This is a genomic window from Roseibium litorale, from assembly GCF_014842915.1.
Lineage (GTDB): Bacteria > Pseudomonadota > Alphaproteobacteria > Rhizobiales > Stappiaceae > Roseibium > Roseibium litorale.
Map to the genome: position 1 here is coordinate 1 of NZ_JACYXI010000003.1, position 22,062 is coordinate 22,062.

At 57.7% G+C, this 22,062-nt stretch carries 16 protein-coding genes; 11 read left to right on the plus strand and 5 right to left on the minus strand.

Going from position 1 to position 22,062, the window contains the following annotated elements; translation table 11 throughout:
* Positions 1 to 239 precede the first annotated feature (239 nt).
* Complete coding sequence (locus tag IG616_RS06075; protein WP_192147259.1) at positions 240 to 2,375, minus strand: methyl-accepting chemotaxis protein; 2,136 nt, start codon at positions 2,373 to 2,375, stop codon at positions 240 to 242.
* Positions 2,376 to 2,741: 366 nt separating this feature from the next.
* Between IG616_RS06075 and IG616_RS06080 the strand changes: the two genes are divergently transcribed.
* On the plus strand, positions 2,742 to 5,177 hold the full coding sequence (locus tag IG616_RS06080; protein ID WP_192147260.1) for a Tex family protein: 2,436 nt from the start codon (positions 2,742 to 2,744) through the stop codon (positions 5,175 to 5,177).
* 185 nt (positions 5,178 to 5,362) lie between these two features.
* Positions 5,363 to 6,787 carry an NADP-dependent phosphogluconate dehydrogenase gene (gene gndA / locus IG616_RS06085; protein WP_192147261.1) on the plus strand — a complete coding sequence of 475 codons (1,425 nt, stop codon included), beginning with the start codon at positions 5,363 to 5,365 and terminating at the stop codon, positions 6,785 to 6,787.
* A 310-nt stretch (positions 6,788 to 7,097) separates the two neighbouring features.
* On the opposite strand, the gene IG616_RS06090 is transcribed toward gndA, so the two are convergent.
* On the minus strand, positions 7,098 to 8,045 hold the full coding sequence (locus IG616_RS06090; RefSeq protein ID WP_192147262.1) for a 2-hydroxyacid dehydrogenase: 948 nt from the start codon (positions 8,043 to 8,045) through the stop codon (positions 7,098 to 7,100).
* The gene (locus tag IG616_RS06095; protein WP_192147263.1) at positions 8,042 to 8,455 is read right to left on the minus strand and encodes a VOC family protein; all 414 of its coding nucleotides are present in this window, start codon (positions 8,453 to 8,455) and stop codon (positions 8,042 to 8,044) included. The genes IG616_RS06090 and IG616_RS06095 overlap by 4 nt, the downstream gene beginning before the upstream one ends.
* Before the next feature lie 122 nt (positions 8,456 to 8,577).
* On the opposite strand from IG616_RS06095, the gene IG616_RS06100 reads away from it, so the two are divergent.
* The 5 genes from IG616_RS06100 to fumC all read left to right on the plus strand — a co-directional run bounded on the left by IG616_RS06100 (position 8,578) and on the right by fumC (position 15,128).
* Positions 8,578 to 9,924: a hypothetical protein gene (locus tag IG616_RS06100; RefSeq protein WP_192147264.1), complete on the plus strand. Its 1,347-nt coding sequence runs from the start codon at positions 8,578 to 8,580 to the stop codon at positions 9,922 to 9,924.
* A 4-nt stretch (positions 9,925 to 9,928) separates the two neighbouring features.
* Positions 9,929 to 11,257, plus strand: coding sequence for an aromatic amino acid lyase (locus IG616_RS06105; protein WP_192147265.1), 1,329 nt, complete (start codon positions 9,929 to 9,931; stop codon positions 11,255 to 11,257).
* 293 nt (positions 11,258 to 11,550) lie between these two features.
* Positions 11,551 to 12,564, plus strand: a complete 1,014-nt coding sequence (locus IG616_RS06110; protein ID WP_192147558.1) for a betaine/proline/choline family ABC transporter ATP-binding protein — start codon at positions 11,551 to 11,553, stop codon at positions 12,562 to 12,564.
* 383 nt (positions 12,565 to 12,947) lie between these two features.
* Positions 12,948 to 13,619: a GntR family transcriptional regulator gene (locus tag IG616_RS06115; RefSeq protein WP_192147266.1), complete on the plus strand. Its 672-nt coding sequence runs from the start codon at positions 12,948 to 12,950 to the stop codon at positions 13,617 to 13,619.
* Between the two features lie 132 nt (positions 13,620 to 13,751).
* Positions 13,752 to 15,128, plus strand: coding sequence for a class II fumarate hydratase (gene fumC, locus IG616_RS06120; RefSeq protein WP_192147267.1), 1,377 nt, complete (start codon positions 13,752 to 13,754; stop codon positions 15,126 to 15,128).
* Between the two features lie 8 nt (positions 15,129 to 15,136).
* Here fumC and IG616_RS06125 read toward each other — a convergent pair whose 3' ends face one another.
* A complete protein-coding gene (locus tag IG616_RS06125; RefSeq protein WP_192147268.1) occupies positions 15,137 to 16,159 on the minus strand; it encodes a substrate-binding domain-containing protein in 1,023 nt (340 codons plus the stop codon).
* Positions 16,160 to 16,399: 240 nt separating this feature from the next.
* On the opposite strand from IG616_RS06125, the gene IG616_RS06130 reads away from it, so the two are divergent.
* From IG616_RS06130 to IG616_RS06145, 4 genes are all read left to right on the plus strand, one after another.
* The gene (locus IG616_RS06130) at positions 16,400 to 17,761 is read left to right on the plus strand and encodes an ABC transporter substrate-binding protein (protein WP_192147269.1); all 1,362 of its coding nucleotides are present in this window, start codon (positions 16,400 to 16,402) and stop codon (positions 17,759 to 17,761) included.
* Positions 17,762 to 17,879: 118 nt separating this feature from the next.
* Positions 17,880 to 18,869, plus strand: coding sequence for a carbohydrate ABC transporter permease (locus tag IG616_RS06135; protein WP_192147270.1), 990 nt, complete (start codon positions 17,880 to 17,882; stop codon positions 18,867 to 18,869).
* 11 nt (positions 18,870 to 18,880) lie between these two features.
* The gene (locus tag IG616_RS06140) at positions 18,881 to 20,014 is read left to right on the plus strand and encodes a carbohydrate ABC transporter permease (RefSeq protein WP_192147271.1); all 1,134 of its coding nucleotides are present in this window, start codon (positions 18,881 to 18,883) and stop codon (positions 20,012 to 20,014) included.
* Between the two features lie 46 nt (positions 20,015 to 20,060).
* On the plus strand, positions 20,061 to 21,158 hold the full coding sequence (locus IG616_RS06145; protein WP_192147272.1) for an ABC transporter ATP-binding protein: 1,098 nt from the start codon (positions 20,061 to 20,063) through the stop codon (positions 21,156 to 21,158).
* Positions 21,159 to 21,176: 18 nt separating this feature from the next.
* On the opposite strand, the gene fhuF is transcribed toward IG616_RS06145, so the two are convergent.
* The gene (gene fhuF, locus IG616_RS06150; protein WP_192147273.1) at positions 21,177 to 21,962 is read right to left on the minus strand and encodes a siderophore-iron reductase FhuF; all 786 of its coding nucleotides are present in this window, start codon (positions 21,960 to 21,962) and stop codon (positions 21,177 to 21,179) included.
* Positions 21,963 to 22,062: the final 100 nt, after the last annotated feature.

Consider the following 22,062-nt stretch of genomic DNA (forward strand, 5'->3'; position numbering starts at 1 on the left):
TGCCGCCAGAACCTATGAAGACCTGTGGAATGCCGTCGGGCACGTCTGCAATCTCTTCCCCGAGGAGGAGTGCTACAACTTCCTCAAAGCGGCGGGATATCAAAGTGATTAAACGCGACACGCTCTAGAAGCCGCACGGTCTAGTGGCAAGCACTTCTGCGGGAGGGAGGCTGGCGTCAGCCGGAGATTACCGGGAGCGCAACCGGCGGGCCTGTTGGTGCCCGCCGGTCAATCGCGGGTCAAGCGGCCAGGATCTGCTTGATGAAGCTGGACATGCTGTCTCGCAGGCCGCTTGCTTCCTGGCCAAGTTTACGCGCTTGCTCGGCAACACTGCCAGCGGCGCTATCGGTCCGTTCCACGGAGTTGCGCACGTCGCCGATGTTCGCAGACACGCTGCTGGTGCCTTCCGAGGCGCTTTGCGCGGATCGTGCGATTTCGCTGGTGGCGGCAGATTGCTCCTCAACAGCGGCGGCAACTGACCCTACGGCATTGCCGATCTCACCAACAACAGCACGGATCTTGCGGATTGCGTCAACCGCATTCTGGGTTGCTCCACGCATGTCGGAAATCTGTCCCGCAATTTCCTCGGTTGCCTTCGCCGTCTGGCTGGCGAGGCTCTTGACCTCGCCTGCAACGACCGCAAAACCCTTGCCCATTTCTCCCGCTCTTGCAGCTTCAATCGTCGCGTTCAAGGCAAGAAGATTGGTTTGCTCGGCGATGGACTGAATGATGTCGACCACCGTACCGATCTGGGCAGCTGTGCCTGCGAGAGACTCCACGATGTTATTGGTGGAGGCTGCGTGTTCGTCTGCGTCCTTGGCAATGTCGCCGGATCTCTGGATGAGCTGCGAGACCTCGCGGATCGAGCTGAACAATTGGTCTGAGGCCGCTGCAACGGACCGGACATTGCCGCTGGCCTGATCCGAGGCTTCTGCAACGGCATTGGAGCGGTCGCTGCTCTGTTCTGCAATGACCGCCATTTCTTCAGCGGATTTCTCCAGGGCTGCGGCGGCTTCGACGAATGTTTCGACGACAGAGCCGACTTTTGATTCAAAGTCCCGAGCCAGCTGAGATGTCATCTCACGACGTTCTTCTTCCTGGCGCTGGTGTTCTTGTGCTTCCGCCTCCCGGCGCTTCAGCGCGTCCGCTTCCGTCATTTCTCGGATGCCGACCACTGCCTGTGCAATGTCGCCGACCTCGTCGTTTCGGTTCGCGCCGGCAATCGGAACATCGCTTTCTCCTGAAGCCATGACCTGCAGGGTCTTCGTCAGGGAGGCTAGAGGCTTCGTGATCCCGCGGGCAGCGAACAAGCCGATCAGGACAGTTCCGATCAGGAGGCCAACGGCGGCCATGAGCATGGTGTCGCTTATGTCGTTGACAGCCTGCAAGGCCTCCTTTTTAGATTGTGAGGCGATCAACAGCCATGAGCTGTCAAAGATATCGACAGAGCTCGTTGTCGACAGGTAGGGAACGCCGTTTCTCATGTAGAGGACTTCTTCCCCGGCAGACGGAAGGCTCTGGAAACCAAGCTTTGCGACCGGATCACCGGCTACCGCCTCTCCTCCGGGAGTGGCCGTGCGCAGGAGGCCGTCCATCCCGGCCGCGATGGTCTCGCCTGTTTCTCCAAGGTTCTTGCGGTCTGAGAGAACTGCGTTGAAGACGGAGGGACTGAGGCGGATGACAAGAAAGCCAGCCAGCTCCACCGTTTGCGCCGCGTTCATTGCTCCGTTGCTGTTCCGCTGTAGCGCCTGGCCGAGGAAGGCGCTTTCGCTGCCGCCCGCCAGACTGTAATGGTCAAAGTCTTCAAAAGCCAAGGTGCCAGGATTGGCTGTCATCTTTTGATATATCTTGCCTAGGCCACTCGCGGCGACGTCAGAGTTATCCTGTGAGAGTGAAAAGTCCGCGCCTTTGGTTACGGAGTAAACGACCTGACCTGTTGGAGAGAGGAGCAGGATATCGGCAAAGCCACCCCTTCGGGTTGCTTCAAGAAGTGCAGGGTGAACTTTTGCGTGCCGGTAGCCATACATGGTGTCGGAGTCCGCGCCGTCCTTCTCAAGAACTTCCTCTGCAGCGCCTGAGAAATACGCAAGATTCTTTTCCTGCTCTTTTGCGGTGTTGATGCTCTTGTCGAGATCTTTGATACTCGCGATGACCAGCTTGTCCTCAGCCAAATTGACAAAGCTCAGGGATATCCGCCGTGCTGACGCCTCTAGAAGGTCTTTCCGGGCATCTGCCGCCAGCATCAAGCGTGTTTCTGCCGCATCAGAGAGTGCGGTGCGCGCGCCGCTCCATCCGATGAACCCCATTGTCGCAGCGCTCACCAGCGCAAGGCCAACAATAATCGCAGGCAGTTTTACCTTGATGGCAAATCTCATCTTTTACTCCGCAGCGTCTCGAAGAATTACGAAATTAATTTCGGAATATGAGTGCTGGGAATTAAAATTATAATAACTCCAACGGTATCCTTGATTTGATATTATGTATTAATACCAATACAAAAGTTGTAATTAGAAATCACTGTTTCTTTCCGGAGTATGGGGATCTTTCTGCTTTTCCTCTTGGTAGTTTACGTTTCGGCATCGTGAGGGGCTCCCGGAGCTCAGGCTGTGCTGCTCCTATTTCCGTGGACTTCGCGATCCTGTCTCTTTATCGCCTGGATTGGCGGCTCTATCGTCCCCGTTCTTGGCTTGCCGCCGTTGGTGGCAGGCAGGCCTCACGATACGACAACATGGAAACGCCGCATGTCCGAGTTCTCTGACCTGACCCTTTCTGCTCCCGGCACCAAGGCGTCTGCCCTTGCCCCGGATGTTGCCCTCCGCATTGCGCGGCAGATCGCAGATGAGATCGGGTGCCAGCCGACGCAGGTAAACTCTGCGGTCCAGCTTCTGGACGAAGGCTCGACGGTTCCCTTCATCGCCCGTTACCGCAAGGAAGCAACCGGCGGCCTGGACGACACCCAGCTGCGCAAACTTGAAGAGCGGTTGATCTATCTGCGTGAGCTGGAAGACAGGCGCGTTGCCATCGTCAAGTCGATTGAGGAGCAGGGCAAGCTGACGGACGAGCTGGCCAAGAGCATTGCTCTGGCCGACACCAAGTCTGTTCTTGAAGATCTCTATCTGCCGTTCAAGAAGAAGCGCCGCACCAAGGCGCAGATTGCCCGGGAAGCTGGTCTTGAGCCTTTGGCCGACGCGCTGTTGGGTGACCCTTCGAAGGACCCGGAACAGGAAGCTGCCAGCTATATCTCCGAAGAGAAGGGCGTTGCCGACACCAAGGCAGCTCTTGATGGCGCGCGCCAGATCCTGATGGAGCGCTTTGCGGAAAACGCTGCTCTCGTTGGCCAGCTCCGCCGCTATGTCGCGGAAAAGGGCGTTGTTCAGTCCAAACTGATCGATGGCCAGAGTGAGAAGGGTGCAAAATTCGCCGACTATTTCGACTATTCCGAGCCGCTCTCCAAGATCCCAAGCCACCGTGCGCTGGCGCTGTTCCGTGGCCGCAATGAAGGTGTTCTTTCCGTTGATCTGACCGTGGATGCGGATGATGTGTCGCCGGTGAAGCCCGCCGAAAAGCTGGTGGCCGACACCTATGGTATCGCTGAGCGGGGCCGTCCAGGCGACAAGTGGCTGATGGATGTTGCGCGCTGGGCCTGGAAGGTGAAGCTGGCGCTCCATATCGAACTGGATCTCATGGGGGACCTGCGCGACAAGGCGGAAGAGGAGGCGATCCAGGTCTTCGCCCGGAATCTGAAGGATCTGCTGCTGGCGGCACCTGCTGGCGCCAAGGCGACACTGGGCCTCGACCCTGGCATCCGGACCGGCGTCAAGGTTGCTGTTGTCGACGCCACCGGTAAGCTGATCGACACGGCAACGATCTACCCGTTCCAGCCGCGCAACGATATTGCAGGTTCACGGGCAACGCTGCTGGCGCTGATCGCCAAGCACAAGGTGGGGCTGATCGCCATCGGCAACGGCACCGCCAGCCGCGAAACGGACCGTCTGACTGCCGAGGTTCTGGGCGACATTCCACCCGCCAGCCGTCCGGTCAAGGTGATTGTCAACGAAGCCGGCGCGTCGGTCTATTCGGCCTCCGAGCTGGCTTCCAAGGAAATGCCGGGCATCGACGTGTCCCTGCGCGGGGCTGCCTCCATCGCCCGCCGTCTCCAGGATCCGCTGGCGGAGCTGGTGAAGATCGAGCCGAAATCCATCGGCGTTGGCCAGTATCAGCATGACGTCAACCAGACCAAGCTTGCCCGAGCCCTTGATGCCGTCGTGGAAGATGCGGTGAACGCGGTTGGCGTCGATCTCAACACGGCGTCTCCGGCACTTCTGTCGCGCATTTCCGGTCTGTCGGATAGTCTTGCCCGCGCTGTAGTCGAGCATCGTGACAGCATCGGACGGTTCACCAGCCGTAAGCAGCTCAAGGAAGTGCCCCGTCTTGGCGCCAAGGCGTTTGAGCTTTGCGCAGGCTTCCTGCGCATCAATGATGGCGAGGAGGCGCTGGATGCTTCCTCCGTACATCCGGAAGCCTATCCGCTGGCAAAGCGCATCGTGAAGGCCTGCGGCCGAGACGTGCGCCAGCTCATGGGCGACAGCTCGGTGCTGCGCGGACTTGATCCAAAGGAATTCACCGACGAGCGCTTCGGTCTTCCCACCGTGAAGGACATCCTGTCGGAACTGGAAAAGCCGGGGCGTGACCCCCGTCCGGAGTTCAAGACAGCCTCCCTTGCCGATGGTGTCGAGGAAATCTCCGACCTGAAGCCGGGCATGAAGCTGGAAGGCACGGTGACCAACGTCACCAACTTCGGTGCTTTCGTGGATGTGGGTGTTCACCAGGATGGTCTGGTTCACGTCTCGCAGCTGGCGGACAAGTTCGTTGATGACCCGCACAAGGTGGTCAAGGCTGGCGATATCGTGAAAGTGACGATCCTGGAAGTGGATGTGAAGCGCAAGCGGATCTCCATGACCATGAAATCAGACGTAGACTATCAGGGCCAGCGCGAGCGCGCAGCGGACAACCGCCAGGCTGGGCATCGTAATGACCGGGGCACGGGCGGCCGTGGACCTGGCGGCACGGGTTCCGGCGGTGGTTCCGGCGGCGGCAAGCCGGGCAATGCCCCAGCTCCCGCCAACAACGCCATGGCAGCCGCACTTGCCGCTGCCATGAACCGTGGTCGGAAGTAATTTTCGCATCCTGGATTGCAATTGGAGCCCGGTACTGGAAGGTGCCGGGCTCGCGCTTTTCTGGGCCGTGAAATTGAAAAAGCGAACTCTTTGGGCGTTCTGTGGAATTGCGGACTGCGAGCAAACTGGGATATTACGCTGCCAGCGAACACGCGAGATCGAACAAGAAGCGAAAGGAGCTTTCCATGTCCGCAACGACGGCGACTGCCGAGATCGGATTGATCGGCCTTGGCACCATGGGGGGAAACCTGGCGCTGAACATTGCTGAGAATGGTTTTTCCATCGCGGTCTTCAACCGCACCACGGACAAGACCGATCAGTTCATGGCGAAGGCTGGCCCGCTTGCGGAAAAGCTGGTTCCAGCAAAGACGCTTGAAGATTTTATCAAGGCGATCAAGAGCCCGCGCGCGATCATCCTGATGGTACCGGCAGGCGAGGCTGTGGATGCGCAGATCGAAGCGCTCCGTCCTCTTCTGGATCCGCAGGACCTGATCATCGATGCCGGCAACGCCAACTATCACGACACCAACCGCCGCGATGAGGAAGCCGCTGCCAAAGGCCCGCGCTTCATGGGTATCGGTGTCTCCGGCGGTGAAGAGGGGGCCCGGTTCGGTCCCTCCATCATGGCTGGCGGTCCGGCTGATGCCTGGACACAGGTTGGTCATATCCTGGAAGCGATCTCCGCAAAGCATGAAGGTACGCCCTGCGCTGCCCATCTGGGTGCAGCTGGTGCCGGTCATCTGGTGAAGACGGTTCACAACGGCATCGAATATGCCGACATGCAGATGATCGCAGAAGTCTATGGCGTGATGCGGGACGGTCTCGGTATGACCTCCGCTGAAATCGGTTCCGTGTTCGAGACCTGGAACGGCGGAATTCTGCAGTCCTACCTGATCGAGATTTCCGGCAAGGTTGCCAATACGGCTGATCCGGACACCGGCAAACCGATGCTCGACATCATCCTGGACACGGCTGGCCAGAAGGGCACCGGCCGCTGGACGGCCATCGAGGGCTTGATGCTGGGTACGCCTGCCAGCGCCATCGAGGCGGCCGTCGCCGCCCGCAACATGTCGGCGAGAATTGCTGAGCGCAAGGAAGGCGAGGCTGTGTTCGGTGCGGCCCCGGTAGCGCTCGACAAGGCCGCCATTGCCACCTCCGTTCTGGAGTCCGCTCTGGTTGCCGGCAAGATCGTCTGCTACGCGCAGGGCTTCGGCCTGATTCTGGAAGCTGCCAAGCAGTATGGCTGGGCCATGCCGCTGCCGGAAATCGCCAAGATCTGGCGCAACGGCTGTATCATCCGCTCCGCCATGCTGAACGACATGGCCAGCGCGCTGGCCGAAGATCCGGCCCGCAATCTGATGCTTGCGCCGTTCTTCGCAGACAAGCTCAAGGAAACCCACGGCGCCCTGCGTCAGGTGGTGGCTCTTGGCGCTCTGAACGGCCTGGCCGTTCCTGCCCTGTCGTCTGCGCTGTCCTATTTCGACATCATGCGCACTGGCCGCTCGACCGCCAACATGCTGCAGGGACAGCGCGATTTCTTCGGCGCCCACGGTTTCGAGCGCACCGACAAGGATGGCAAGGGCTATCATGGCCCCTGGGCCATGGGCTGATTGGTCCAGCCTTTCTGAAGACAAAAAGCCCCGCGCAAATCTGCGCGGGGTCAGACTGCTGACAAACCCCACCACCGCGCTTTCCCGGACGTAGCGAAGCGAAGATCCGGGATCTATCGTCTATTTATTCCATTGAAAGAAATAGGATTTTTAGACAGGTCCCGGCTCAAGGCCGGGACGGCACGGAGAAAAATCCTGGAGACTTGGGTTTGTCATCAAGCTCGCCCAGCGCAGGTTTGCGCGGGTCTTTTTGGTTTCAGATTTTACCAAATGGTGTTTTTGCGCTGATCCTGCCCGAAGGCCTCGTTCCTCAATAACCCCGGCTGCGGTCGATGGCCGCGGGAATTTCTCCCGTGTTGAGGAAGGCCATGACATTGCGCTTCACAAGCTGGGATGCGGTTTTCTTGATCGTGGGGGCGGAGATGTGCGGCAGCACCGTTACCGACGGATGAGTCCAGTAGCGGTGACCGGCAGGAAGAGGCTCGGTCGCAAAGACATCGAGAACGGCATGCTTCACGTGCCCATTGTCGAGGGCTTCGAGGAGGGCGCTGTCATCAATGACCGGCCCACGGGCGAAGTTGATCAGGCTCGCGCCCGGCTTCAGCGCTGCGAGGGCTTCCTTGCCCATAAGTCCGCGGGTCTCGCTGGTCAGGGGCATCAGCACGACGGCGATGTGCGTCGTGGCCAAGGCTTGTTTCAGGCCTGCCTCGCCCGAGAAGGTCCTGATGCCATCCAGCGTCTTCTCACTCCGGCTCCAGCCCTGAACGGTAAAGCCATTGGCCTTGAGACGTTGCGCGGCGGCGGCTCCCAGGTGGCCGAGGCCAAGTAGCGTGACCGTCTGGTCCTCCGGCAGCTTGAGATCGTGCTCCTGCCAGCGCTGCTGGGCCTGCTGCCTTGCGTAGGTTGGCATGTCCCGGTGGAGATAGAGCGTCCAGGCCAGAACGGCTTCCGACATGGTTTCTGCCATTTGGGGGTCGACCAGACGGACGATCTTGAGGCTGGAAGGAGGAAGCTCTGCGGCCATCCGCTCAACGCCCGCCCACAGACTCTGAACCCACTTGAGATTCGGCAGCAAAAGCAATTCGGCCGGATCCGGATTGGCAACGATTGCGAGTTCGGTAACCTGCCGGTCGGCTTGACTGACGTCCGCAAGCAGCCGGATTTCGGCATGGGGCGCGAGGACGCCGTTCAGCGCGGTCAGCCAGCCGGCCGCCTCGCTTTTGCCGCTGCGGGTGACAAAGGGAATGATCCGGGTCATGCGGCGAAAACTCCGGACGTGTCCTTGAACCCCTTGACCTCAATCGGATTGCCTGAGGGGTCGCGGAAAAACATGGTGCTCTGCTCACCCGGCTCCCCTTTGAAGCGGACGGAGGGCGGCAGAACGAATTCAATGCCAGCAGTGGTCAGCTTATCCGCAAGGGACTGCCAGTCATCCATCCCGAGCACCACGCCCAGATGGGGCATCGGCACCATGTGGTCACCGACCTTGCCGGTGTTCGTGGTCTTGAAGGGTTCTCCAAGATGAAGGGAGATCTGGTGGCCGAAGAAATCGAAGTCGACCCAGGTCCCGGTGCTGCGGCCTTCCGGGCAGCCAAGCAAGCCGCCGTAGAAGGCGCGGGCTTCATCAAGATCCGTGACATGGTAGGCGAGGTGGAAACAGGAGCGCATGATTTCAAGTCCCTGTTGTGAAAAGACATGACGCTGCGACAAAAAGGGGTGACCATAATCGACAATCGTCTTTAATGTCAGGAGATATCATTGACGGTTCGGTTATGTACAGGAGCGCAAACGTGAAATTCGGGCTTAGCACGCCGTTTAGAACATTATTGAATTTGGAAACGGAAGCTGTTTCCGTTCACCGGAATGAGGCTTTCGCGGTCATGGACGCAGCCCTTCGTCAGATCACGTTGCCAACAGACATATTGAGCGCACGCCTGATTGATGCCGGAACAAGTGAGTCCAAGCTGGGATTTCGTAGCCTCGACGAAGATCAACTCGCTTGGTTCAGCCGGCCGGTATTGGTCCTAACGCTTGATCCGGCGGCGGTGGCGAGGAAAATCGGCGGGCTTGCCCCTGAAACGCAGCTTAGGCTTGGCTTGTCTGGATTTTCGATCGAACGTGCCTATGTGGATCTCTACGACAATACCATCGCCGTGCTGTCGATCTGCGGTTCTTTTTCGCCCACAAACATAAAAGCTGATGGGGTTGCCGGGGAGTTTGAGGGCTTCTTCTCGGACATCGGCCAATGCATTTGTGAGACGATCAACAACGAATTTCTTGCGCTGTATCTCGAAAAAATGAGCGCATTTGACCGAAAGAGAAATAAAATCAAGGTGCTGCGTCCTGCGCGGCGCTTTGAAGTCTTTTCCGATTTGAACGCGCATCCGTTTCCAAGATGGGACGAGACCTTGTCATCCTGTTTCTGGACGCACCGGGTTTTCTCGAAACAGGATGTCGATGCGAACGACGGGTGTGCCGCGCTGCTGCGGTACGACGAGCTGGTGAAGAACGGCGTTCATGATCGGGATGGCTCGGTGTTTCACGTCGGAACCAGTTTTATTTCCAGGGACGATCTGCTCGACCAGTTCCTGTTCGCTTCGAGCATTGCACAATACTATTTCTGCCTGTTCGATATCATGAACGCCAACCAAAATCAGATCTTCCGGCTGATCTCGCTGGAGAACAACAAGAACAAGCTTCAAAAACTCATAAGGCGATACAGCCGGATGGAAGATTTCATCGGCTACATCGAGAATGAATTAATTGATGTCGAGTTGTCCCTTCAGCATGTCCGGAAGACTCATTTTGTTCATTTGTGCCAAGTTTTCAGTATCTCGCGGATTTGCGATGTCATCAAGGGAAGGGACGTCATCGTCGAAGCGCGAATCAAGCGCAGGAGCTATTTCGTCGGCCGCTCTGACCGCCGTGTTGTCAAATTTTTCCTGGTCATTCTCGCTTCTTTACAAGTCCTCCAATTGCTCGTTGACCTGTTTGCCTTCTCCAGCAGTCCGCGGAAGAACGCGATATACGGGCTTCACGACGTTTTCTCATGGATCGATTTCAATGTGACGACCAATATCTTTGCGTTGATACTAGTAGTTGGCGCAATATATGCCTCCTACCGAAGCGAGGAGTGACGCAATGGCCGCACCGATACCCCTAGACGATTTGCGGGGTTTCGTTTCCGAATGTCAGGAACGGCGAGTTGGGCCGATACTTTGTGAGAGACTTGCCATCGTACGGCACCGGTATACGTCCTTTTTCAAGGGCTATGATGAGCGCGAAAAGGTCTACGGTCTGAACACCTTTCCCGGGCACAGGGAGGGTGAGACGCCTACGGTGGACTATGTCGCGAACTATCAGACCGACCTGATTGAAAACCATTGCCTGCCAACCGGCGACTATTTTCCGGAAACGACCGGTATTTTCGTGTCATTCGCCAAGGCTTACAGCATTTCTTTCGGTGGAACGCTTGTCTCGGACCGGTTCTTTGAGTTGCTGCTTGGTCTACTCGGTGAGCCGACCTATTCTCCGTCCATTCCTCGTGACTTGTCCTATTCCTCAGGGGATGTAGTGCCGGGCGCCCATTGGAGCCGTCAGACATTGGCGCTCCTTCCCGACTATCGGTTGCAGGCCGGAGAGGGCATGGCGCTGATCAACGGAGCATTCGTTCATGTGGGTGCCGCCGCGTGGATTTTCACTTTGCTTAACTCGGACTGGCTGAGGTTCGTATCCAATACCTGCCGTTTTCATAGCTTGTTTCCGGTACGGCGGGTGGCTCCCTGGCCCAGTGACGGTTCAATGCTGCCGGATCTGTTCCGTCTCATCCATGACGGTGCTCCTGAGGCGGTCGACGATACGCAGGGGCGCGTTTCAATGCGCAGCTCAAACGAAATTATCGCCGCCTATTCCGGAGCCCTTTCTGAACTCGCGCTCGAGATCCAGACCGGATTGATGAAATCGACCGGTAATCCGCTCATTTTCGAAGGCCAGGGCAAAATCGATGTTGCTCCGAGTGGGTCGTTCGTGAATCCAGCGCTTGCGCTGGCGCAGGGCAAGTTAATAGATGCTTTGCTGATGGTAGCGTGGTTCGTAACTCGTCGAGTTGATTATGTTCTGAGCGGCGAGATCGAATGTATCAGCCGCGATTTCGCCAGCGATGAAAACCCGCTCGGATTGATCCAATGGCCAAAGATCGCCAAAGCGCGCCTGGAAAGGATGCGTTTGAGGCACGCGCGCCGGGTCTTCGTTTCGGGGGATAGTACGTCGCATGGTATCGAGGATTTCTGGACGAATGGTCTCAACCTTGTAGCCGAGCTTGAAGCAATCCGGCAGGACTTCGATGCGCTGTTGCAGATGGAGGAGCATGTGATCCGGGCTGCGTCGGTAGGCGATGTAGATGTTGATCTGTGTGCATCATCCGGAAAATTGTTCCGCGAAGCAGAGCTTGCAGCCTTTTCTTTTCTATAGTCAAGCAGCTTAGACGTCTATTGGCAAAGCTTTCTATTTCGACTGGTTCAGCATCCAGTAGACAGCCCTATCGGCATTTTGTTTGCTCCATTCTGACCTACCACTGGAATTTCATCCAGTTGCGATTACAATTTTGACCAACTGTGTTAATCTATCGGGGGTGCTGTGGGAGCAAGCGGTTGAGGCCCTGAGCATTTAATTTATGCAGCGTCGTCTCCGGTGGACGGGGGTGCTATAACGGATCGTCTTGCGCTCCAAGCCGACGATAGCGCTGGCCCAATGCGTCGGTCAGCATCGACATCCGGGGGCTCTACAAGATCTTCGGTCCGGACGGTGCTGAGCTGGTCGGGAAGGTCAAGGAAGGGATGTCCAAGTCCGAACTGAACGAAAAGTACAATCATGTGCTTGGGCTCAAGGATATCAACATCTCCATGCCAGCGGGGAAAATCCAGGTTGTGATGGGGCTTTCAGGTTCTGGAAAGTCCACCCTGATCCGGCACATCAACCGCCTGATCGAGCCGACCACCGGTGAAGTGCTCTATGGCGATGCGGATGTCTGCAAGATGTCCAAGATGGAGCTCCGGCAGTTCCGGCGGCTCAAGACAGCTATGGTGTTTCAGAAATTTGCGCTGCTGCCGCACCGCACGGTTCTGAAGAACACCGTCTACGGCTTGGAGATCCAGGGCGTTAATTCGAGAGAGGCCGAACAGCGGGCTGCCAAGTGGATTACCCGTGTCGGTCTCGAGGGCTATGAGGATTATTATCCCAATCAGCTTTCAGGTGGCATGCAGCAGCGTGTAGGCCTAGCCCGGGCGCTGGCCAATGATTCCGACATCCTGCTCATGGATGAGGCCTTCTCCGCGCTGGATCCGCTGATCCGGATGGACATGCAGAGCGTTTTGCTGGACCTGCAGAAGGAGCTGCACAAAACGATCGTCTTCATCACCCATGATCTGGACGAGGCTCTGCGGCTTGGTGACCGGATTGCCATCCTTCGCGATGGAGAGGTTATCCAGCAGGGAACTGGCCAGGAAATTGTCCTGCGGCCGCAGGATGAGTATATCGCCAGCTTCGTCAAGGAAGTGAACCGGGGACGCGTGATCATGGTCGACACGATCATGGATAAATCCCGTACCCTTCCAGATGGCCTGACTATTCCGCGCGGTGTGCGTCTTGAACATGCGGCCAAGCACTTTGCCGATACCGGCCAGTCGGAAGCCAATGTGATCGACAAGAAGGGCATGCCGGTCGGTGTTCTGACCGTACAGGACACGATCTCCGCGATGGTGACGCCGGCTGAGCACTGATGGTCCGTTTGATCGAGTTTATGTAATCGGGTCCGCGTTTGGTCCGGTATGAATCCTTAGGTGGCGGCGTCTTTATAGATTCCGCCACTTATTTTTTATCTTTGCTATGAGATTTGAATAAAATTGTACTTTAATCTCTCCTATTGTCTGGATTTATATTTTTAGACTATTTTTCACCTCAATGAATGTATGCACAATTTTCCACATAAGCCGGATTATTAGCGGTATACATAAAATGCGAAGTTTCTTTTTAACTCTCGCTAACCAAATTCCCGGCAGAACAGATAACCGAAGGCTGAATTTGCATCGGAATAAATGGCAGGGGCCCATAGGCGCCTGACGTGTTCCGTGCGCTTGTTTTTTACCTAAGGTTTGCGCGTCTGATGGAACCCAGAAACAAAACAACCCGTGTCGACAATGCGTATGATCGCCTTAAGGAAGAGATTCTGAGCAGTCAGTTGCCGCCGGGCTTTCAGGCTCCGGAGCCGGATATTGCGGACCGTTTGGGAATGAGCCGCACACCGGTACGTGAGGCATTGATTCGTCTGGAGGCGGATGGACTGGTGGAGCTTATTCCCCGGCGGGGTGCGCGGATTTTGGGCCTTTCCCCCCAGGATTTCAGAGATATCTATGAACTGCTGCTCGTTCTTGAACCCGTCGCCGCCGGGCGTCTTGCAAGTCAGCCCTTGGACACGGTCTGCGTTGAAAAGCTGGAGTCTATTCTCGATGCCATGGAAGAGGCATCCGCGACAGGCGATCTGGAAGCGTGGATTGAAGCTGACGATATGTTCCACCTGACGCTGGCCCGGATGTCTGGAAACTCACGTCTCGCGGGCTACCTGGAGAGCCTCGTCAATCAGGTCCGGCGCGGACGCCTGGTCCTATTGCGCTTGATGAAGGCGCCGGTTGACGGCGTAGAGGTTCACAGGGAACTGCTGTCTGCTATTCTTTCCAGGGATGTGGATGCGGCCAGGGAGGCTGCCCGCAACCACAGGGAAGAAGCGCACACGGCGCTTGCCGCGATTTTCGAGAATTTCCGTCTGCCTCAGATTTGACCGGCATATTGTCTCTTCCAAAAGAGAGCTTCGATGTGCCGGGTGGTTCAGGTTCTTCATTGGGCGGGCGTCTTCGGATTGCCTGTCCCGCCTCTCTCCCTACATTAGGGACAGGTAACGAAGGAGACGCCGATGCGTACCGAAGTCGACGGAATTGGTCCAATTGAAGTGTCAAAGGACCGGTATTGGGGCGCGCAAACCCAGCGGTCCTTGAAATACTTCGCTATTGGCTCCGATCTGATGCCCCTGGAGTTGATCCATGTCTATGGCACGCAGAAGAAGGCGGCAGCTCTCACCAACCGGGATCTCGGACTTCTCGATGCAAAACTTTGCGAGTTGATCTGTGCCGCTGCGGACGAGGTTTCGGCAGGAAAGCTGGACGATCATTTTCCACTCAGGGTCTGGATGACCGGCAGCGGAACCCAGACCAACATGAACGTCAACGAGGTTATCTCCAACCGTGCCATCGAAATGGCGGGAGGGGTGCTTGGCAGCAAGTCGCCTGTACACCCGAATGACCACGTCAACATGTCCCAGTCGACCAATGACAGCTTTCCTTCCGCCATGCATATGGCTGCCGCGATCCAGGTATCACGGAATGTCTTGCCGGCAATCAAGCATCTGAGAAACGGGCTGGATGCCAAGGCAAAGGAATGGGCGGACGTCATCAAGATCGGCCGTACCCACCTGCAGGATGCTACGCCGCTGACCCTTGGGCAGGAGTTCTCCGGCTTCGTTCATATGCTCGATCAGGACATGGACCGGATTTCCTATGCACTGAACGACGTTTATGAGCTTGCTCTTGGGGGCACTGCCGTTGGAACCGGAATCAATGCCCATCCGGATTTTGCGGAAAAGGCGGCTGGGCATATCGCAAAGATGACCGGCCTTCCCTTCCGCACGGCGGCGAATAAATTCTCGGCGCAAGGAGCCCATGCTGCGCTTGTTGCTTTGTCCGGCGCGCTCAAGACCTTGGCGGGCTCCTTGTTCAAGATCGCCAACGACATCCGTTTTCTGGCCTGCGGTCCCCGTAGCGGCATCGCTGAGCTGTCGCTTCCAGCGAATGAACCCGGGTCCTCGATCATGCCGGGCAAGATCAATCCGACCCAGTGCGAAGCCCTAACGATGGTTGCGTTGCAGGTGATGGGCAATGATGTGACCATCGGTATGGCCAGCAGCGCCGGGCATCTGGAGATGAATGCCTACAAGCCGGTGATCATCAATGCGCTGCTGCAGTCCGGCCGGATCCTCGCGGACTCAAGCCGCAGCTTTGCAGATCACCTCGTCAAGGGGATGATAGCCGACCGCAAGCGGATAGGTGAGTTGCTGGAGCGGTCCTTGATGCTGGTCACGGCTCTCAGCCCGGTGATCGGCTATGACAAGGCAAGCGAAGTGGCTCACAAAGCGCATGAAGAGGGGACGACCCTGAAAGAGGCTGCTCTCTCTCTCGGCTATGTCAGTCCGGCGGAGTTTGACGAAATTGTCGATCCGGCGAAGATGATCGGCTGAACGGCGTTTTAGCGCTGACGCGGACCGGTCGAACGGCCGATGATCAGCTCTGCTTCCAGGTGTTCCTCGATCCTCGTATCCGGATCGGGCAAAATCTTTTCGATCAGAAGCTCGGCTGCGCGGCGGCCGGCGTAGCGGACGGATGAGCGGGTGCAGGTGAAAATTGGCACCTCTCCGCTGTTCGGCAGGAAGGACAGGGCGTCATCATGCGTGATGACAGACACGTCCTTGCCAATTTCAAGGCCGCAAAGGCTGATGGCGCGGGAGACGCCTATCGCGGATATCATACTGGAGACGAGAAAGGCGGTAGGAGGCTTGTCCGTGCGCAGCATTTCAAGCGCGCAATCAGCGCCGTAAGGTTCCGTCATTTCGGACTGGCGCATGAGAGATGGATCGGGAGCAAGGCCCCGGTTCTGGAATGCCCTTTCGAAGCCCGCCCGTCTTCGGATCGCGAAGTCCATATTCTCCAGACCGTTCAGAAAGGCGATCCTGCGATGGCCTAGATCCAGCAGCAGGTCGGTAGCCCGTTCGAAGGCGCGGGTGTTGTTGACGTCAATCCAGGAGGTTGAGCTTTCCGCACCCGGAACCCGGCCGTGAACGAGGAAGGGGATGCCCAGCTCTTTCAGCAGCAGGTGCCGTTTGTCGTTGTTGCGGGGGCCATGCACCATCACCGCATCCGCCTTCTTTTTCGCGGCTATTTCCCGGTAAGTGGCTTCGACCTGACGGTCTTCGACCACCGAAATGATCATGTCATAGCCCAAGCGGGAATAGGCTTCGCCTGCGCCGGCAATGAACTCCATGAAGATCGGGTTCATCATTTCATGCAAGGTGCGGGGAATTACATGGCCGATAGACATGGAGCGGCCTGTCGCCAGGCGGCGGGCCTGCTGGTTGGGTGCGTATCCCAGTTTACGGGCCATCGTCTCGACCCGCTTTCGGGTGTCCTCGTTGACTTCAGGATAGCCGTTCAATGCGCGGCTGACCGTCGTCTGGGACAGCTCCAGTGCTTTCGCCAGATCCTTGAGGTTCAAACGCCTGACTCCCTAGTCCAAATCGCTTTGAGCGTCCTGCCAGAGGAGCGCATTGTTCGCAAGTAGAGCTTATGAGCCAAATAGTGTTCTTGACAAGAGACTGGTCTGCGGTGATGTTTCTCTCGTATTCAAAGCGGTTTGGAAGATTGTTTCGGATCACCTGTTGCAATCTGCTCGTGTGTTGGCCGAACCTGAATGCTGGCGCCGGAGTGTGCCGGGTGAAGATCTGGGAGGATCGTAATGACTATTCGTTTGTTTGGCTGCACCGCGGCCATTGCGCTGATGATTGGCGCGGCAGGTGCTGCCTCTGCTGCCGAGCTGAAGTTCAAACCGGGTGAGGACCCGCGCTTCAATTGGGAAAGCTATGAAGCTTTCAAGTCGACCGGTTCAACCGGAAAGAAGCTGACCGTGTTCGGGCCCTGGCTTGGGCCAGACAAGGACTTGGTGGAAAACACGCTGGCCTATTTCGAAGAGGCGACAGGGATCGAGGTCGAATATTCCGGGTCCGATAGCTTTGAACAGCAGATCGTAATCGACACACAGGCTGGCTCTGCTCCCAATATCGCGGTCTTTCCGCAGCCGGGCCTTGCTGCCGATCTAGCTTCGAAAGGCTTTCTGGCGCCGCTTGGGCAGGAAACGGCAGACTGGGTGAAGGACAACTACGCTGCGGGTCAGTCCTGGGTGGATCTCGGCACGTTTGCAGGCAAGGACGGCAAGAAGGATCTCTACGGCTTTTTCTACAAGGTCGATGTGAAGTCACTGGTCTGGTACAGCCCCGACAACTTCGAGGATGCGGGATACGACGTTCCCAAGACCATGGAAGAGCTGAAGGCGCTGACAGAAAAGATAGTCGCCGATGGTGGAACGCCATGGTGTATCGGTCTGGGCTCAGGTGGAGCGACAGGCTGGCCAGGGACCGACTGGGTTGAGGACATGATGCTCAGAACCCAGACCCCTGAAGTCTATGACAAGTGGGTCAGCAACGAGATCAAGTTCAACGACCCGCGCGTCGTTGGCGCAATCGAGGAGTTTGGCTGGTTCGCCAACAATCCGAAATTCGTTGATGCTCCGGGTGCTGTCGCTGCCCAAGACTTCCGGGACAGCCCGAAGGGGCTCTTCACCTCTCCTCCCGCTTGCTACATGCATCGCCAAGCCTCGTTTATTCCTTCCTTCTTCCCGGAAGGCACGGAAATGGGGGTCGACGCGGACTTCTTCTATTTCCCGGCCTATGCGGGCAAGGACCTCGGTTCTCCGGTTCTGGGAGCAGGCACGGTCTTTGCGATCACCAACGATAGCCCTGAAGCACGGGCTCTGATCGAATTCCTGAAGACGCCGATCGCGCATGAAGTCTGGATGGCTCAGTCCGGTTTCCTGACGCCGCACCGGGGCGTGAACCTGGATGCTTATGCCAATGACACGCTCAAGGGTCTCGGTCAGATCCTGCTGAATGCCACGACATTCCGCTTCGACGGCTCTGACCTGATGCCAGGCGCGGTTGGTGCAGGCTCCTTCTGGAGTGGCATGGTGGACTTCGTGGGCGGAAAGTCCGCGCAGGCCGTGGGGGATGAAATCCAGGCCAGCTGGGACGCCATCAAGAAGTAACGGATAAGCAAAAAAAGGCCGTGCGGGCTTCTGCTCCGCACGGCCGCAATCCGGCACTCCGGTTGGGAAGAAGCTCTGAAGAGCCTTTTCCGGAGGCTGTGAACCTGGGGAGGAATTTATGGAGCAATTGCTTGGCGCTTTGGCTTCCATGGCGGCTGGGGTCGGCGCCTGTGTCCTGTATTTTTGGGGCGGAAACGCTGTTCTGGACCTGATTTTTCCGGCTCGCGGCCCCGATATTGGGCCGAACATCCGCAGGGCCAATATGGTCAGGCCCTGGCTCTTTCTCGGGCCAGCACTGGTGTTGCTGACAGTCTATCTTATCTATCCGGTCTTCAACTCGCTCGTTTTGTCTTTCTACGGGCCTTCGGCGGAGACCTACGTGGGCTTCTCGAATTACACGTGGCTGCTCGCGGATCCTGGTTTCCATGAGAGCATGCGCAACAATCTCCTTTGGCTGATCGTTGTTCCGGCTGCGGCGACCTTCTTCGGGCTCATCGCGGCGACGCTCACCGACAATATTGGCTGGGGGAACATCGCCAAGTCGCTGATCTTCATGCCCATGGCGATTTCCTTCGTCGGTGCCTCGGTGATCTGGAAATTCGTCTATGACATCCGCAGTGAGGATGTGGATCAGATCGGTCTTCTGAATGCCATCGTCGTTGCGCTGGGCGGGGAACCGCAGGCCTGGATCGCGCTGCCTTTCTGGAACAATTTTTTCCTCATGATCATCCTGATCTGGATCCAGACCGGCTTCGCCATGGTCATCCTATCGGCGGCCCTCAGGGGGATCCCGGAGGAGACGGTAGAGGCCGCGGTGCTGGACGGTGCCAATCCCTTCCAGATCTTCCTGAAGATCAAGGTGCCGCAGATCTGGGGCACCATTGCAGTGGTCTGGACCACCATTACGATCCTGGTCCTCAAGGTCTTCGACATTGTTCTGGCGATGACGAACGGCCAATGGGGATCCCAGGTGCTCGCCAATTACATGTTCGACTGGATGTTCCGGGGGCTCGATTTCGGCCGTTCGGCCACGATTGCGCTCGTGATCATGGTCATGGTCGTTCCGATCATGATCTGGAACATCCGCGAAGCCCGCAAGGACGCATAGGAGAGACTAATATGGATGGAATCGCAGGGCGCAAGCCCATGCTCCTCTGGGTCGTTCACCTGTCCGTGCTGGCACTTGTCGTGCTTTGGACCATCCCGACCTTCGGCTTGCTGGTGTCCTCTTTCCGGGATGGGGACCAGCTCTCGGTCTCCGGCTGGTGGACCGCATTAACATCCACCGAGCGTAACATTGTCTTCCGCGCTCCGGCAGCCGACGCTCAAGTGGAGGAAGGCGGGCAATGGGTTATTGCCGGAAATGTCTTTGAAGACAGCCAGCCCGGCCGGATCACTGCCTTTGGCGTTTCCAGCCGTGAGCCTGCGGCCTATACGCCCGGGACCCCGGTTGAACTGAAGGACGGGGCCAGTCTGTCACTCAGCGAGACTGGTGATTTCCGGATCAGCTCACCTGAAAAGATGACGGACAAGCGTGGTACGCGGATCTTTTTCACGTCCATCGATCCGCCGCGTTTCACGCTGGAGAACTACCGGAAAGTTCTTTTCTCCGAAGGCATCGGCAAGTCGTTCATCAACACGATGACCGTGACTATTCCAGCGACGGTGATCCCGATCCTGATCGCTGCCTATGCGGCCTATGCCTTGTCCTGGATGGCATTTCCCGGTCGGTCGCTGCTGGTGGCCGTGGTGGTCGGTTTGCTGGTCGTGCCGCTGCAGATGTCGCTTATTCCCTTGCTGAGGCTCTACACGGATGTTGGCATCGGTAAGAGCTATGTGGGGATCTGGCTGGCGCACACAGGCTTCGGGCTGCCGCTCGCGATCTATCTTCTGCGCAATTACATCAAGGGGCTGCCCAAGGAGATTATCGAGAGCGCACGTGTCGATGGAGCTTCGGACTTTGCGATATTTGTGAAGATCGTTCTGCCCTTGTCCTTTCCGGCTCTGGCCTCTTTCGCGATCTTCCAGTTCCTGTGGGTGTGGAACGACCTGCTGGTGGCAACCGTCTTTCTCGGCAACAACGAAGAGCAATTGGTGATGACCGGGCGGCTGCGCGAACTGCTCGGTTCCCGTGGTGGCAACTGGGAAATTCTTACAGCGTCCGCCTTCGTGTCCATCGCGGTGCCCTTGCTCGTCTTCTTCACCTTGCAGCGCTATCTCGTGCGCGGGCTGCTGGCGGGGTCGGTGAAATGACCAAGAGCGTTTTCAAACAAGAAAAAGATCATGAGGGGCGGTACGCATGACCTCGGTTTCGCTGAAAAATGTGAGCAAGTCCTACGGCACGGTGGAGGTTCTCAGGAACATCGACCTTGAGATTGAACAAGGGGAGCTGATTGTCTTCGTGGGCCCATCCGGCTGCGGCAAGTCCACCTTGTTGCGAATGATCGCGGGGCTCGAGACCATCACCGGCGGAGATCTTACGATCGATGATATCCGCATGAACGACACGCCCCCGGCGCAACGCGGCATCGCAATGGTGTTTCAGACCTACGCGCTCTATCCTCATATGACGGTTCGCGACAACATGGCTTTCGGCATGAAAATCGCCAAGAAGCCGAAAGCGGAGATTGATGCCGCCGTTGCCAATGCGGCCCGCATTCTTCAACTGGAGCCTTATCTGGACCGTTTGCCCAAGGCCCTGTCGGGCGGCCAGCGTCAGCGCGTTGCCATCGGACGGGCCATTGTGCGCGATCCGAAGGTTTTCCTGTTCGACGAGCCGCTGTCCAATCTGGATGCCGCTCTTCGTGTTGCGACCCGGATCGAGATCGCCCAGCTGAAGGAAAGCATGCCGGAAAGCACGATGATCTATGTGACCCACGATCAGGTGGAAGCAATGACGCTGGCGAGCCGGATTGTGGTGCTTCATGGCGGGGATATTGAGCAGGTCGGGGCGCCGCTGGAACTCTACGAGCGTCCGGCCAACACGTTTGTTGCCCAGTTTATCGGCTCACCAGCGATGAACCTGCTGAATGCCTCTGTTGTGAAAACCGGAGCCTCAACAACCGTCCGGCTCGACCACGGTGGTGAGGTGACCGTTCCGATTGCCTCGCGTGCCGAGGATGCCGGTGCGAAAGTGCGTCTGGGCGTGCGTCCGGAAGACCTCACGCTGGCGCCGCCGGAAGGCAGCTTCCTCAAGGCGGATGTCGAGATTATCGAAGCGCTCGGCGAGACCACCGTCATCTATTTCAAGCCGGTCGATACGGGGACAGATCCTTTGATTGCCAAGCTGCCCGGCATTCATAAGGTGGCGAAAGGCGCAGGCCTCAGTCTGGCGGCTGCGCCTGAAAAACTGCATCTCTTTGGAGAGGATGGTCTGTCTTATCTTTACCGCGATTGACGCCGTGAAGCTGGCTGATCAATCGGTCCGTCCGGCCCCCGGAACGACGGGCCGTTCGGTCTTGCCGGAAGCCGGCATCAGAGAGCAATCCGGACAGCGGTCGACGCCTTCCAGAAGGTAGCGCAGGCAGCAGACACGGCGTGTGCGTGTGAGTTCCGATCCGGAGGGGCGGTAGGGGCCGAAGAGCGGGTTCCGTCCGCCGTTCGGGCGTGCCGGCGCTTGGGTCACCGCCTTGAATGCCGGTGCCTTGCCATCAAGCAGCACGTCGCAGGTGTAATCGATGGCAACCGCTGCATTCATCCAGAACACCTTCGCAGACGCTCCGGACCGTGCCGCCAGAGAAAAGACCAGTGGCGACAAATGATTGTCGATCAGCTCACTCATCAGATCGAATGGGCTGTCGTCCGGTTCCGATGTGATCGCTGACGGCTGAATGAGCTTGAAACTGAAGGGCTGTCCCTTGCCGTCGTGGCGGAACGTCAGCCGTCCGGGATTGGCAGGGACACGGGTTCCTGCAGCTTGACTGAGCATCAGTAGCGGCGGGATCAGGAAGCCGAAATACCACTGGGACCAGAAGGAGGCGATGGCGCGGCGGTCGCTCGTCGGGAGCTTGCCCGAGCGGTATGTCTCCAGAATGTCGGTGAGACCTTTCGGGTCGAGCATCCGAATGCAGCTGATGTCGCCCTGAACAGCCGGAGCGGCCTCGAACCGGCTCGCCAGATGGGCTGCCGGGCCGTGGAACAGCGATCCGGCGAAGTCGGTGAGATCCACCATTTCGCCCGGGCGATGCTCGGGAGCGGCCATTTGAGTTGCGTCCTGCGGTTCAGCGTCGCGCTGGCGGGACCCATCAAGGATAGGGAGCCAACGCAATTGCGCGCACCTTATCCAACCAATCGCAGGAAAA

Coding starts and splice junctions, on each gene's coding strand:
- IG616_RS06095 (WP_192147263.1), bottom strand. CDS start 8,455: ATGCGCTCCTGTTTCCACCTCGCCTACCATGTCACGGATCTTGATGAA.
- IG616_RS06140 (WP_192147271.1), top strand. CDS start 18,881: ATGGATGGAATCGCAGGGCGCAAGCCCATGCTCCTCTGGGTCGTTCAC.
- IG616_RS06130 (WP_192147269.1), top strand. CDS start 16,400: ATGACTATTCGTTTGTTTGGCTGCACCGCGGCCATTGCGCTGATGATT.
- fhuF (WP_192147273.1), bottom strand. CDS start 21,962: ATGGCCGCTCCCGAGCATCGCCCGGGCGAAATGGTGGATCTCACCGAC.
- IG616_RS06115 (WP_192147266.1), top strand. CDS start 12,948: ATGGAACCCAGAAACAAAACAACCCGTGTCGACAATGCGTATGATCGC.
- IG616_RS06090 (WP_192147262.1), bottom strand. CDS start 8,045: ATGACCCGGATCATTCCCTTTGTCACCCGCAGCGGCAAAAGCGAGGCG.
- IG616_RS06080 (WP_192147260.1), top strand. CDS start 2,742: ATGTCCGAGTTCTCTGACCTGACCCTTTCTGCTCCCGGCACCAAGGCG.
- gndA (WP_192147261.1), top strand. CDS start 5,363: ATGTCCGCAACGACGGCGACTGCCGAGATCGGATTGATCGGCCTTGGC.
- IG616_RS06135 (WP_192147270.1), top strand. CDS start 17,880: ATGGAGCAATTGCTTGGCGCTTTGGCTTCCATGGCGGCTGGGGTCGGC.
- IG616_RS06105 (WP_192147265.1), top strand. CDS start 9,929: ATGGCCGCACCGATACCCCTAGACGATTTGCGGGGTTTCGTTTCCGAA.
- fumC (WP_192147267.1), top strand. CDS start 13,752: ATGCGTACCGAAGTCGACGGAATTGGTCCAATTGAAGTGTCAAAGGAC.
- IG616_RS06145 (WP_192147272.1), top strand. CDS start 20,061: ATGACCTCGGTTTCGCTGAAAAATGTGAGCAAGTCCTACGGCACGGTG.
- IG616_RS06075 (WP_192147259.1), bottom strand. CDS start 2,375: ATGAGATTTGCCATCAAGGTAAAACTGCCTGCGATTATTGTTGGCCTT.